This window comes from Rhodanobacter denitrificans (genome assembly GCF_000230695.2).
GTDB classification, from domain to species: domain Bacteria; phylum Pseudomonadota; class Gammaproteobacteria; order Xanthomonadales; family Rhodanobacteraceae; genus Rhodanobacter; species Rhodanobacter denitrificans.
Genome location: NC_020541.1, coordinates 880755 through 894805, shown reverse-complemented (window position 1 = coordinate 894805; position 14051 = coordinate 880755). Strand labels below are relative to the sequence as shown.

The following is a 14051-nucleotide window of genomic DNA, read 5'->3' as shown; positions in this document are numbered from 1 at the left end:
GTGCGGGAAGAGGAATGCGGCGTGTTGCATGAGGAGACAGCGGCTCCTTAAAGCTTCTTTAACAATCTATAGTCAAATTCCAGCGAGCGGTAGTAGGCATCGACCAGGATGCGTTCGTCCTGGCCGTGCGAACGATCGTCGTCGACGTCGTAGGCGATGCCGTTGAAGACATAGGATGGCATCCCCGCCGCGCGCAGGAACACGCTGTCGGAAGCGCCGGCGGACATGTACGGCGTCACCGGCATCGGTCCCCACAGCTCTTGCGCCACCTTGGCGATCCGCGCGAACAGCGCCTCGTCCACCGGACTGGGCGGGCTGGGCTGCGGCGGCGCGATGCGGGCGATCTCGACGCCGGGGTCGGCCACGGCCTGGCGCAGCGCCGCATCCACGCGGTCCGGATCCTCGTCCGGCAGCAGGCGGCAGTTGATCGTGGCCCGCGCGACCTGCGGCAAGGCGTTCTCGGCCTGCCCGCCCTGCAGCAGCGTCGGCACGCAGGTCGTGCGCAGCTGCGCGTTGTTGTAGACGGAGGACGCCGCCAGCCGCGCCAGCGCCGCGGGATCGGACGGCGTGCGGGCCACCGCGCGCATGTCGGCGGCGAGCGCGCCCGAATAGTCCCTGGCCAGCGTCGCGTAGTAGCCGCGCGTGGCCGCGTTGCTGCGCAGCGGGAAGCGCAGCGACGCCAGCCGCTCCAGCGCCTGCGCAAGCCGATAGATCGCGTTGTCGGGCGTCGGCAGCGAGCTGTGCCCGCCGGGGTTGCGCACGGTGAGGGTGTAGCTCAGGAAGACTTTTTCCGCGGTCTCCACCGACAGCACCGCCGGCTTGCCGCCGCGGATCTCCGGCCCGCCGCCGTCGACGTTGATCGAGTAGGCGGAACGGATCAGCTCGGGCCGATGCGCCAGCAGCCACTGCACGCCGTTGGCGACGCCGTCTTCCTCGCCGGCGGTGAGCGCGAGGAGGTAGTCGCCCCTCGGCACGAAGCCTTCGCGGTGCAGGCGCAGCAGCGTCTCGACCAGGCCGGCGCCGGCGCCCTTGATGTCCATGGTGCCGCGACCGTAGAAGTAGCCGTCGCGCTCGGTCAGCGCGAACGGGTCGACGTGCCAGTCCGCGCGCCGCGCTTCCACCACGTCGAGGTGCGCGAGCAGCAGGATCGGCTCGCGCTCGCCGCGGCCGCGCAGGCGCACCACCAGGTTGCGCCGGCGCGGGTCGTCGCCGACCACCTGCACGTCCGCCGGCGCGAAGCCGGCGTCGAGGAAGCGCCGGGCAAGCTTTTCCGCGGCGAGCGTAGTGCCGCCGTGTTCGGAGGTGGTGTCGACGGCAATCAGTTCGGCGAGCAGTTCGCGGCCCAGCGCACGGTCGGCCTGCGGCGCGGTATCGGCGGCGCGGCCGGCCAGCGGCAGCAGCGCCGCCGTGGCGATCAGGGCGGACAGGACGAGGTTCCGGTTCATGGACGCTCCAGTGCCAGGGCCAGCCCCTGGCCGACGCCGACGCACAGGCTGACCAGTGCGCGGTGCTGGCGGTGGCGACGCAGCGCGAACGCCGCGGTCAGCGCCAGGCGCGCGCCGCTGGCGCCGAGCGGGTGGCCGAGCGCGATCGCGCCGCCGTTGGCGTTGACGTGTTCGGCATCGTCGGGCAGGCCGAGCGAGCGCGTGCAGGCGAGCACCTGCGCGGCGAACGCTTCGTTGATCTCGATGCGGTCGAAGTCTGACGCGCCGAGGCCGGTGCGCGCCAGCAGCTTGTGGATCGCCGGCACCGGGCCGATGCCCATCACCCGCGGCGCCACGCCGGCCGCGGCCATGCCGACGATGCGCGCCAGCGGCTGCAGGCCGTATCGCGCGAGCGCCGCCTCCGAGGCCAGCAGCACGGCGGCGGCGCCGTCGTTGAGACCCGACGCATTGCCGGCGGTGATGCTGCTGCCGGCACCGAGCAGCGGCTTGAGCGCGGCCAGCTTCGCCGCCGTGGTGTCGGCGCGCGGATGCTCGTCGACCTGCACGACGAGCGACTCCTTCCCGTGCGGCGCATGCACGGCGGTGATTTCCTCCGCCAGCCAGCCCTGTGCCTGCGCGTGCGCGGTGCGCTGCTGGCTGCGCAGGGCATAGGCATCCTGGCTGTCGCGGTCGATGCCGTGCTCGCGCGCGAGGTTCTCGGCGGTCTGCGTCATCGAGTCGATGCCGTAGCCGGCCTGCATGCGCGGATTGACCAGGCGCCAGCCCAGCGTGGTGTCCTCGAGCTGCTGCCCGCGGGCGTAGGCAACGTCGGCCTTGGCCAGCACGTAGGGCGCGCGCGACATGCTCTCGACGCCGCCGGCGACGACCAGCTCGGCCTCGCCGCAGGCGATCGCGCGCGCGGCCTGGCCGATCGCCTCCAGCCCCGACGCGCACAGCCGGTTGACGGTGACCGCCGGCACGCTTTGCGGCAAGCCGGCCAGCAGCGTCGCCATGCGCGCCACGTTGCGGTTGTCCTCGCCGGCCTGGTTGGCGCAGCCGAGGATCACCTCGTCCAGCGCGGCCCAGTCCAAGGTGGGATGACGCGCCATCAGCGCCGCGATCGGCAGCGCGGCCAGGTCGTCGGCGCGCACGCCGGCCAGCGCGCCGCCGAGGCGGCCGAACGGCGTACGCGTCGCATCGACCAGCCAGGCGCTAGTCATAAGCGCTCCTCATCGCCATGTGCGGCAGCCAGCCCCGGTGCCGGATCGCCTGTTCGATCGCGTGCTGCGCCTCGTGCAGCGCCGGCAACATCTGCTTGACCGCGCGCGCCGGCGCTTCGTCGCTGTACGGCATGCCGATGTTCAGCGCGGCCACCACGCGGCCGTCGCCGGCGCGGATCGGCACCGCGATCGAGCACAGCCCCGGCTCCAGCTCGCGCGAGGTCAGCGCATAACCCTGCTGGCGCACCCGCTGCAGCTCGGCCTTCAGCGCGCTGGCGGTGCGGATCGTCTGCGGCGTGTAGGCACGGAATTTCTGACCACGCAGCCACGCCGCCAGCTCGGCCTCGGGCAGGTCGGCCAGGATCACCCGCCCCATCGAGGCGGCGAACGCGGGCAGCCGCGCACCCACGCCCAGCGCCATGCTCATCACCCGGCGCACCGGCACGCGCAGCACGTAGACGATGTCGCTGCCGTCCAGCACCGCCATCGAGCACGACTCGCCCACCCGCTGCGACAGCTGCTCCAGGCTCTGCTGTGCCAGCTCGGTCAGGTCCAGCGAGGTGAGGTAGCTGTAGCCCAGCTCCAGCACGCGCGGGGTCAGGAAGAAACTCCGCCCGCGGCTGCCGACATAGCCCAGGTGCTGCAGGGTCAGCAGCGAGCGGCGCACCACCGCGCGCGACAGCTGCGTGCGCTCGGCCAATTCGGACAGGCTGGGACTGGCGAGCTCACGGTCGAACGCGCGCAGCACGCGCAGTCCGCGCGCCAGCGACTGTACGTAGTCCGCGCTTTCCTCGAAGGGTGTCGATGCCATGCGCCACGATTTCCATTGACAGGCCGAGCGTAGAAGTTTTCAAATGAGTTCGCAATACGAATTACTGTGCGATTACCGAACAAGCGGACCGGGGATAGCCCGTGGCAAACGAACGCGACAGCGTCCTGCACAGCTGGTGTGTGCAGGCGGCATGGCAGGCGCCGACCGTGGTCGGCGGCCGCGGCGCGTACCTCGAGCTCGAGGACGGCAGGCGCATCCTGGACATGAGCAGCCTGGCCGAATGCAGCAACCTCGGCCATCAGCATCCGGCGGTGGTCGCGGCGATCCGCGAGCAGGCGCAGCAGTTGTGCTTCGTCACCTCGGCGTGGGGTGCGCAGCCGCGGGCGGAGCTGGCCGAGGCGCTGCTGGAGAAGGCCGGCTTCGACGGCGGGCGCGTGTTCTTCACGCTCGCCGGTGCGGATGCCAACGAGAACGCGGTGAAGTTCGCGCGCCAGGCCAGCGGCAAACCGCGCGGCCACATCGTCACGCGCGACCGCTCCTACCACGGCGCCAGCTACGCCTGCATGGCGCTGTCCGGCGACGCGCGCACGCGCTCGCAGGTCGATCCGGAAGCGTTCGGCGTGCTGCACGTGCCGCCGCCGGATACCTACCGCTGCCCGTTCGGCAGCGAGGACGCCCAGGCCTGCGGCGAGCACGCGGTGGCGGCCGTGGCGCAGGCGATCGACCACCAAGGCGCGTCGTCGGTCGCTGCGGTGCTGATGGAACCCAACGCTGGCACCAACGGCATCGTGGCGCCCGACAGCTACTGGCCCGGCCTGCGCGAAGTGACCCGCGAACGCGGGGTGTACCTCATCGCGGACGAAGTGATGAGCGGCTTCGGGCGCTGCGGCGAATGGTTCGCCTGGCAGCGCCATGGCGATGCGGGCAAGCCCGACCTGATGACCCTCGCCAAGGGACTGACCGGCGCGCACCTGCCGCTCGGCGCGGTGGTGTTGTCGGCGCCGGTCGCCGCACGCCTGCAGCACGAGATGCTGTACACCGGCCTGACCTATTGCGGCCACCCGCTGTCGTGCGCCGCCGGCCTGGCCGCGCTGCGTGCCTATGAAGACGAAGACCTGATCGCGCGCTCGCGCATCCTGGGCGGATGGATGCTGGCCGAGCTGCGCGCGCTGCAGGCGCACCACCCGGTGATCGGCGACGTGCGCGGCGGCCACGGACTGTTCGCGGTGGTCGAGCTGGTCGAAAACCGCGACACCCGGGCACCGCTGGCACCCTGGCCGCAGACGCCGCCGGCCTTGAGCGCGCTGGTGGACGCGGCGATGGCCCAGGGCGTGTCGTTCGCCAGCCGCGGCAACCTGCTGCTGCTGGCTCCGCCGCTGGTGATCGAAAACCACGCCCTGGCCGATGCACTGAGCTTGCTCGACCGCCTGCTGGCGCACTTCTTCCCTGCCGTTGCCTGAGGAATCGCCGATGAGTTTCCGCCTTACCTACGCCACCATGTACAACCCGCCGGAAGCCATGCACGAGCGCTTCGAGGCGGCCCTGGCACGGGTGGAAGCCGGGCTCGGCGCGCAGCATCGGCTGTTCATCGACGGCGTCGACCGCGATGCGCCGCGGTATGCCCTGCGCCACAGTCCCTTCGACCGCGAGCTGCGGCTGGGCGAGTTCGGCTTGGCCGGCGACAACGACGTGCAGGCCGCGATGTGCGCGGCGCAGGCAGCCGGCCCCGCGTGGCGCGCCATGCCGGTGGCCGAGCGCACGCGCCTGTTGCACCGGGTCGGCGAGCTGCTGGAGGAGCGTGTCTACGACATCGCCGCCGCGATGGTGCTGGAGGTCGGCAAGAACCGCATGGAGGCGCTCGGCGAAGCGCAGGAGACGGTGGATTTCTTCCACCACTATGCGGACGATTTCGAAAGCCATGCCGGCTACAACCACGTGCTGCCGGACGATCCGGTGACGGGCTTCGCCTCGCACAATGCCAGCGTGATGCGGCCATACGGCGTGTGGGTGGTGATTGCGCCGTTCAACTTTCCACTGGCGCTGGCCGGCGGCCCGGTGGCGGCGGCGCTGGTCACCGGCAACACGGTGGTGCTCAAGGGCGCCAGCGATACGCCGTGGGCGGGCCGGTTGCTGGCCGACTGCATCCGCGACGCGGGCCTGCCGCCGGGCGTGTTCAATTACCTCTCCGGGGCCGGGCGCGAGATCGGCGAGGCGCTGGCGCAGCACCCGCTCACCGCCGGCATCACCTTCACCGGCTCGGTGCCGGTCGGGCGGCACCTGATGCGGCAGATGGCCGGAGGCGCGTATCCGCGGCCGTGCATCGCCGAGATGGGCGGCAAGAATCCGTGCATCGTCACCGAGCGCGCCGACCTCGACCGCGCCGCGGCCGGCATCGTGCGTTCGGCCTACGGCATGGGCGGGCAGAAATGTTCGGCGCTGTCGCGCCTGTACGTGCATGAAAGCGTGGCCGACGCATTGATCGGGCGCCTGCATGCGCAGGCCACCGCCATCCGCATCGGCGATCCGCGCCGGCACGAAAACTGGCTGGGGCCGGTGGTCAACGCCACCGCCTACGAGAACTACCAGCACCACGCGGATGCCTTGCGCGACGCCGGCGCCAACGTGCTCTGCGGCGGCGCGCGGATCGGGCTGGGCAGCGGCGGTCGCACCGCACTGGCACGGGGCTACTACGTCGAGCCGATGCTGGCCGAGGTGCCGCTGCAGCATCCGCTGTGGCAGCACGAGATGTTCCTGCCGATCCTCACCGTGCATCGCTACGGCGACCGCGACGAGGCGATGCGGCTGGCCAACGATTCGCCGATGGGACTCACCGCGGGCTTCTACGGCGGCGCCGACGAGGTGTCGTGGTTCCACGAGCACATCGAGGCCGGCGTGACCTACGCCAACCGTCCGCAGGGCGCCACCACCGGCGCGTGGCCCGGCTACCAGCCGTTCGGCGGCTGGAAGGGTTCGGGCTCCAGCGGCAAGGCGATCGCGTCGTTCCACTACCTCGCGCAATACCTGCGCGAGCAGTCGCGCACGGTGGTGGAGTGAGCGGCGTGATCATGTCGCTGGCCGATGCCATCGAGCGCTTCGTCAGCGACGGCGCGAGCGTCGCGCTCGAAGGCTTCACCCACCTGATCCCGTTCGCCGCCGGGCACGAGATCATCCGCCAGCGCCGGCGCGAACTGCACCTGATCCGGATGACGCCCGACCTGATCTACGACCAGCTGATCGGCATCGGCTGCGCGCGCAAGCTCACCTTTTCCTGGGGCGGCAATCCCGGCGTCGGCTCGCTGCACCGCTTGCGTGACGCGGTGGAAAACCACTGGCCGCGGGCCCTCGAGCTGGACGAGCACAGCCACGCCGGCATGGCCGCCGCGTTCTGCGCAGGCGCGTCGCGCTTGCCGTTCGGCGTGCTGCGCGGCTATCTGGACACCGACCTGCCTGCGCACAACCCGAACATCCGCCGCGTGGCCTGCCCGTTCACCGGCGAGGTGCTGGCGGCGGTGCCTGCGTTGAATCCGGACGTCACCATCCTGCACGCGCAGCGCGCCGACCGCGCCGGCAACGTGGCGATCGAGGGCATCCTCGGCGCGACGCGCGAGGCGGCGCTGGCGGCCACGACGTTGATCGTCACGGTCGAGGAGATCGTCGAGGCGCTGCCGCCGGCGATGAACGGCATCGTGCTGCCGCACTGGGTGATCACCGCGGTCGCGCACTGCCCCGGCGGCGCCTATCCCTCGTACGCGCAGGGCCACTATGCCCGCGACAACGTCTTCTACAAGCAGTGGGACGAGATCGCGCGCGACCGTTCGCGCTTTCTCGCCTGGATGCACCGGCACGTGCTCGCCACCGGCGACCATCGCGCCTTTCTCGCCAGCCTGCCGCAGGAGGCCGCATGAGCGCCTGCACCCGCGACGAGTGGATGACCGTCGCCGCGGCGCGCCTGCTGAAGAACCGCGACATCTGCTTCGTCGGCATCGGCCTGCCCAGCGCCGCCTGCAACCTGGCCCGGCTCACCCACGCGCCGCAGATCGTGCTGATCTACGAGTCGGGCACCATCGGCACGCGCCCGGACGTGATGCCGCTGTCGATCGGCGACGGCGAGCTGGCGCAGACCGCGGCCTGCGTGGTGCCGCTGCCGGAAATCTTCAGCTATTACCTGCAGGCCGGCCGCGTCGACATCGGCTTTCTCGGCGCCGCGCAGATCGACCGCCACGGCAACCTCAACAGCACCGTGATCGGGCCCTACGAGACGCCGTCCACGCGCCTGCCCGGCGCCGGCGGCGCGCCGGAGATCGCCCAGCACGCCAGGCAGGTGTTCGTGATGCTGCGGGCGTCCAAACGCAGCTTCGTCGAGCGGCTCGCCTTCCGCAGCAGCGCCGGCTACCTCGACGGCCACGGCGCCCGCGCACGCAGCGGTGCCGCCGGCGGCGGCCCGCGCGCGGTGATCACCGACTTCGGCATGCTGGCGCCGCATCCGGAAAGCGAGGAACTGCAGCTGGTGGCGCTGTTCGAGGGCGCCACCGTCGAGGAGGCCCGCGCCGCGATCGGCTGGCCGCTGCAGCTGGCCGATCGCATCGACACCATCGCGCCGCCGAGCGCGCACGAACTCGACACCCTGCGCGCGCTGCATGCCCGCACGCGCGAGGCGCATGCGCGCCCCGTGCGCATCCCCCTTCAGAACGGATGATCCCGATGAACGCCACGCCGAACCCGAACCACATCAAGACCGCCCTGCCCGGCCCGAAGGCGCAGGCGATGATCGCCCGCGATGCCGAGGTGATCTCGCCCTCGTACCCGCGCGACTACCCGTTCGTGATGTCGCACGGCCGCGGCACCGAAGTGTGGGACGTGGACGGCAACCGCTTCCTCGACTTCATGGCCGGCATCGCGGTGTGCGCCACCGGCCACGCGCATCCGCAGGTGGTGAAGGCGGTGCAGGACGCCGCCGCGAAATTCCTGCACATCTCCAGCGACTACTGGCACGAGGAGATGGTCGGGCTGGGCGAGCGGCTGGCCGCCGTTGCACCGCTGGGCGAGCCGGCGATGAGCTTCATCTGCCAGTCCGGCACCGAGGCGGTGGAGGGCGCGTTGAAGCTGGCGCGCTACGTCACCGGACGGCCGCGCTTCATCGGCTTCCTCGGCGGCTTCCATGGCCGCACCTTCGGCTCGCTGTCGTTCACCTCCAGCAAGTACACCCAGCAGAAGGGCTTCTCGCCCACGCTGGCCGGCGTCACCCACGTGCCCTATCCGAATCCGTACCGCCCGCTGTTTGCCGGCGACGACCAGGGCGCGGCGGTGCTCGACTACATCCGCATGCTGTTCCAGCGCAGCGTGCCGCCGAGCGAAGTGGCGGCGATCCTGATCGAGCCGATGCAGGGCGAAGGCGGTTACCTGACGCCGCCGGACGGCTTCCTCGCCGGCCTGCGCGCGCTGTGCGACGAGCACGGCATCCTGCTGATCTTCGACGAGGTGCAATCGGGCATCGGCCGCACCGGCAAGATGTTCGCCTGCGAGCACTGGGGCGTGGCGCCGGACATCCTCACCTCGGCCAAGGGGCTGGGCTCGGGCCTGCCGATCGGCGCGGTGATCGCGAAGAAAGCCATCATGGCGCAGTGGAAGCGCGGCGCGCACGGCAACACCTACGGCGGCAACCCGGTCACCTGCGCCGCCGCCAACGCCACGCTCGACCTGGTGCGCGGCGGCCTGATGGACAACGCCGCCACGGTCGGCGATCACTTCATGGCGCGGCTGCGCGAACTGCAGCGCGACTTCCCCTGCATCGGCGAGGTGCGCGGCAAGGGCCTGTGGATCGGCATGGAGCTGATCGAAAGCGACGGCAAGAAGACGCCGGCCACGGCGCTGTGCGAGGCGGTGGTCCAGCGGGCCTTCCACAACGGCCTGCTGCTGCTCTCCTGCGGCACCAGCACGGTGCGCTTCATGCCGCCGCTGAACGTCAGCGTCGGCGAGGTCGACGAGGCGATCGCCCTGCTGCGCGCCAGCCTCGACCAGGCACTCGCCGGAGCCTGAGCATGAAACGACTCGCGAACGTCGCACCCATCCTTGCCACTGCGCTGGTCATGATGTTCGGTGCGCCGTCCGCGCAGGCCGCGCGCGAGCCCGTGCTCAAGCAGGTCGACCTGCCGCACAGCTACTACTGGCGCGAGCTGTACCTGCCGCAGCTCACCAGCGGGCCGTCGTCGGCCAGCTTCCTGCCCGACGGCGACACGCTCATCTACAGCATGGGCGGCTCGCTCTGGCGCCAGCGCATCGGCGACCCCAGCGCCACCGAGCTGACTCATCCCAAGGCCGCCTACGACTACCAGCCCGATGCGTCGCACGACGGGCGCAGCGTGGTATTCACCCGCTACGACGGCAACGCGCTGGAGCTGTGGCGGCTGGATCTGGCCAGCGGCCGCGAGCAGCGGCTCACCGACCAGGGCGCGGTGAACGTGGAGCCGCGGCTGTCGCCCGACGGCAAGCACCTCGCCTGGGTATCGACTGAGGGCACCGGCCACTTCAACCTGTTCCTCGCGGATATCGACGCCGCCGGCCTGCATCACCCGCACCTGCTGCTGGGCGAGCGCAAGAGCACGCTGGACCGCTACTACTACTCGGCCTTCGACCACGCCATCAATCCGTCCTGGTCGCCCGACGGCAAGACGCTCTACTACGTCAGCAACCCGGAGATCGGCTGGGGCACCGGCGACATCTTCGCCGTGGATGTCGACCACCCCGCGCAGCGTCGCCGCGTGCTGAGCGAAGAAACCAGCTGGAGCGCGCGGCCCGAACTGGCACCTGACGGCAAGCGCCTGCTCTACGCCAGCTACCACGGCCGCCAGCACCAGCAGCTGTGGCTGACCACCGCCGACGGCGCCGCGCCGCTGCCGCTGAGCTTCGGCGCGTTCGACCGCCGCAACGCGCGCTGGTCGCCGGACGGCTCGCGCATTGCCGTCATCGACAACCGCGATGGCGACACCGCGCTGCGCGTGATCGAGACGCTGGGCGGCGCCAGCCAGGATGTCGTGGCGACGCAACGCCACTACCGGTCGCCGCAGGCGAAACTCACCCTCGACATCGTCGACGAGCACGGCCAGCGCACGCCGGCGCGGGTGGCGATCGTGGCCAGCGATGGCCGCGCCTATGCGCCGCCGCACGCCTGGGTCTCGGCCGACGACGGCTTCGACCGCGCCCTGCAGCGCAGCGAGACGCACTACTTCCACTGCGCGCCGCCGTGCGCGCTGGACCTGCCGGCCGGCCAGGCCGCGATCTGGGTGCAGCATGGCTTCGCCTACGCACCGTGGCGCCGCACGGTGGACCTGTCGAACGGCCACGCCACGCAGCTCACCGCCACGCTGGTGCCGGACGCCCTGCCGGCCGCCTACGGCCACTTCGTCAGCGCTGATCTGCACATCCACATGAACTACGGCGGCCACTACCGCAACACGCCCGCGCACCTCGCGCTGCAGGCGCGCGCCGAGGATCTCGACATCGCCTGGGACCTGGTGGTGAACAAGGAGGAGCGCATGCCCGACATCGCCAGCTTCCGCACCGACGCCGACCCGGCCAGCACCGCGCAGACCCTGGTGCTGCACGGGCAGGAGTACCACACCAGTTTCTGGGGCCACCTCGGTCTGCTGCACCTCGACGACCACTACATCACCCAGGGCTACTCGGCCTACCGCCACACCGCGATGGCCAGCCCGTGGCCGACCAACGCCGCCGTGGCCGACCTCGCCCACGCGCAGGGCGCCCTGATCGGCTACGTGCATCCGTTCGACGTGCTGCCCGACCCGGCGCACGACCCGGTGCTCAGCAACGAGCTGCCCGCCGACGTCATTGAAGGCAAGGTCGACTACATCGAGGTGATCGGCTTCTCCGACCACAAGGCCACCGCCACCGTGTGGTACCGCCTGCTCAACCTCGGCTTCCGCCTGCCCACCGGCGCGGGCACCGACGCGATGGCCAACTACGCCTCGCTGCGCGGCCCGGTCGGCATGAACCGCGTGTTCCTCGACACCGGCGGCAAGCGCGACGCAGTCAGCGCGCTCGACGCGCTGAAGGCCGGCCACGGCTTCGCCAGCAACGGCCCGCTGCTCGGCTTCCTGCTCGACGGCGCCCGGCCGGGCACGCAGCTCGTCCCGGGACGCCACCACTACCGCGTGGCGCTGCGCTCACCGGTGGCCGTGGATCACCTGGAACTGGTGCACAACGGCCAGGTGGTGAAGACCTTCACGCTCACCGGTGACCGCCGCCATCTCGACGCCGAGGGCGATCTCGACCTCGATGGCGGCTGGGTGCTGCTGCGCGCGTGGAACGACGGTGCCGACCCGCAAGTGCTCGACCTCTACCCCTATGCCACCACCAACCCGGTGTGGCTGGGCGACCACGTGCTCGCGGCCAGCGCGCGCGACGATGCCGCGTGGTTCGCCAAATGGATGGACCGCACCATCGAGGCCGCCGCCGCGCGCGACGACTACAACACCGCGGCGGAGAAGCGCATGACGCTGGACTACCTCGGCAAGGCCCGCGAGGCCTATCGCGCCCTGGCCACCAGCAAGTCGTCGTCGACGACCGCGGACGCCGGCCGATGATCCGTCGCCTGCAGCAGCTGGCCCTGCTCGCGCTGGCGCTGTTGCCGCTGGCCACCTTCGCCGCGGACAGGACCCCGTTCACCCCGACCGACCTCAATCGCCTCGCCGTGCTCGCCGACCCGGCGCTGTCGCCCGACGGCCACTGGCTGGTCTACACCGTCGCCACCACGAATGCCGAACGCGACCAGCCGCAGTCGGACCTGTGGCGGGTGGGCTTCGACGGCCGCGCGCGCACCCAGCTCACCCATACGCCCGATGCCGACGAATCGCAGGCGCAGTGGTCCGGCGACGGCCGCTTCATCGCCTTCCTGTCCGACCGCAAGCCCGCTGACGGCAAGGACGACGACAACGGCACGCAGGTGTGGACGATGCCCGCCGACGGCGGCGAAGCGCGGCAGGTGACGCATCTTCCCGCCGGCGTGGAAGAGTTCGCGCTGTCGCCGGATGGCAAGCAGCTGGCGGTGATCGCCTTCGATCCCGAGCGTCCCGCCGGCACACCGAAACTGAAGAACCCGCCACCGATCGTCACCAATCGCTTCCAGTTCAAGGACGACGACTCGGGCTGGCTGGGCGCGCGCCACAAGCACCTGTACACGGTCGACCTTGCCAGCGGCGCCGCCGCCGAGCTCACCCCCGGCATGCACGACGAGCAATTGCCCGCGTGGTCGCCGGACAGCCGCCGGATCGCCTACGTCACCCGGCGCGGCGCCGACCCGGACCGCACCCTCAACTTCGACATCTACGTCATCGACGCCCGCGCCGGTGCGCAAGAGCGCCAGCTCACCACCTTCCCCGGCTCCGACCTCGATCCGTACTGGGCCTCGCGCCCGGCGTGGTCGCCGGATGGCAAGCGCATCGCCTATCTGCAGAGCGGCGAGGACAAGTGGATCTACTACGCGCCCTGGCAGCTGGCGGTGATCGACGTGGCCAGCGGCAAGGCGACGATCCCCGCGCCGATCGACCGCTGCTTCACCCATCCGCACTGGTCGCCGGACGGGCGCAGCGTCTACGCGCTGATCGAGCAGGCCGAGGTCACCCACCTGGAGCGCATCGACGTGGCCAGCGGCAAGGTGACCGAGCTGACCCACGGCGATCGTTTCGACGTCGACCTGTCGGTGTCGCGCAACGGCCGCATCGCCGTGCTCGGCGGCGACGACCTGCATCCGTACAACCTCGCCGCGCTCGACGGTGACCACCTGCGCCCGCTGGCCGACCACAACGAATGGCTGGCCGGCAGGCAGCTGGCAAGCACCGAGACCCTGCACTTCACCAGCGCCGACGGCACCAAACTCGACGGCCTGCTGGTGAAGCCGATCGGCTACGTGCAGGGCCGGCGCTATCCCACCATCCTGCGCGTGCACGGCGGCCCGGTGTACCAGTTCAGCCATGAGTTCATGGAGGACTGGCAGGTCTATGCGGCGAACGGCTTCGCCGTGCTGGCGGTGAACCCGCGCGGCAGCTCCGGCCGCGGCTTCGACTTCGCACGCGCCATCTACGCCGACTGGGGCAACAAGGACACGCAGGACCTGCTCGCCGGCGTGGACCACGCGGTGCAGCTCGGGATCGCCGACCCGGACCGGCTGGGCATCGGCGGCTGGAGCTACGGCGCCATCCTCACCGACCAGATGATCGCGCGCACCACGCGCTTCAAGGCGGCGATCAGCGGCGCCGGCAGCGGCAACACCTACGGCATGTACGGCGACGACGAGTACGCGCGCGAGTACGAGCTGGAACTGGGCACGCCCTGGGCCAACCGCGCCGCGTACGACCGCGCCAGCTACCCGTTCCTGCACGCGGACAAGATCACCACCCCGACCCTGTTCCAGTGCGGCCAGATCGACTTCAACGTGCCGTGCATCGGCGCCGAGCAGATGTACCAGGCGCTGCGTTCGCGCAGCGTGCCGACGCAGCTGGTGGTCTACCCTGGCCAGCACCACGAGATCAGCGTGCCGAGCTACCTGCGCGACCGCATGCAGCGCAACCTGGCCTGGTACGACCGTTTCCTGAAGCCTGCTGGCAGCGGCCCGTGAACCGC

At 70.9% G+C, this 14051-nt stretch carries 10 protein-coding genes; 7 read left to right on the top strand and 3 right to left on the bottom strand.

The genetic code is table 11. The annotated features are described in order from the left end of the window. Positions 1-47: 47 nt before the first annotated feature. From R2APBS1_RS03905 to R2APBS1_RS03895, 3 genes are read right to left on the bottom strand one after another with little or no spacing between them, the layout of a single operon-like run. Positions 48-1445: a M20/M25/M40 family metallo-hydrolase gene (locus tag R2APBS1_RS03905; protein ID WP_015446960.1), complete on the bottom strand. Its 1398-nt coding sequence runs from the start codon at positions 1443-1445 to the stop codon at positions 48-50. Then, positions 1442-2644, bottom strand: coding sequence for a 3-oxoadipyl-CoA thiolase (gene pcaF / locus R2APBS1_RS03900; protein WP_015446959.1), 1203 nt, complete (start codon positions 2642-2644; stop codon positions 1442-1444). The genes R2APBS1_RS03905 and pcaF overlap by 4 nt, the downstream gene beginning before the upstream one ends. After that, positions 2637-3455, bottom strand: coding sequence for an IclR family transcriptional regulator domain-containing protein (locus tag R2APBS1_RS03895; RefSeq protein WP_015446958.1), 819 nt, complete (start codon positions 3453-3455; stop codon positions 2637-2639). Before R2APBS1_RS03895 ends, pcaF begins: the two co-directional genes overlap by 8 nt. A gap of 101 nt (positions 3456-3556) precedes the next feature. Between R2APBS1_RS03895 and R2APBS1_RS03890 the strand changes: the two genes are divergently transcribed. The 7 genes from R2APBS1_RS03890 to R2APBS1_RS03860 are packed head-to-tail and all read left to right on the top strand — an operon-like array spanning position 3557 to position 14046. Then, entirely contained in the window at positions 3557-4876 is a 1320-nt protein-coding gene (locus R2APBS1_RS03890; RefSeq protein ID WP_015446957.1) for an aminotransferase family protein, read from the top strand. A gap of 10 nt (positions 4877-4886) precedes the next feature. Next, complete coding sequence (locus tag R2APBS1_RS03885; protein WP_015446956.1) at positions 4887-6470, top strand: aldehyde dehydrogenase family protein; 1584 nt, start codon at positions 4887-4889, stop codon at positions 6468-6470. A gap of 11 nt (positions 6471-6481) precedes the next feature. Further along, entirely contained in the window at positions 6482-7321 is an 840-nt protein-coding gene (locus R2APBS1_RS03880) for a CoA transferase subunit A (RefSeq protein ID WP_015446955.1), read from the top strand. Next, entirely contained in the window at positions 7318-8112 is a 795-nt protein-coding gene (locus tag R2APBS1_RS03875) for a CoA-transferase subunit beta (RefSeq protein ID WP_007507152.1), read from the top strand. Before R2APBS1_RS03880 ends, R2APBS1_RS03875 begins: the two co-directional genes overlap by 4 nt. A 5-nt stretch (positions 8113-8117) precedes the next feature. Then, positions 8118-9452, top strand: a complete 1335-nt coding sequence (locus tag R2APBS1_RS03870) for an acetyl ornithine aminotransferase family protein (protein WP_007507154.1) — start codon at positions 8118-8120, stop codon at positions 9450-9452. A gap of 2 nt (positions 9453-9454) precedes the next feature. Beyond that, complete coding sequence (locus R2APBS1_RS03865; protein WP_015446954.1) at positions 9455-12016, top strand: CehA/McbA family metallohydrolase; 2562 nt, start codon at positions 9455-9457, stop codon at positions 12014-12016. After that, a complete protein-coding gene (locus R2APBS1_RS03860) occupies positions 12013-14046 on the top strand; it encodes a S9 family peptidase (RefSeq protein WP_015446953.1) in 2034 nt (677 codons plus the stop codon). The genes R2APBS1_RS03865 and R2APBS1_RS03860 overlap by 4 nt, the downstream gene beginning before the upstream one ends. The last annotated feature ends 5 nt before the right edge of the window (positions 14047-14051 follow it).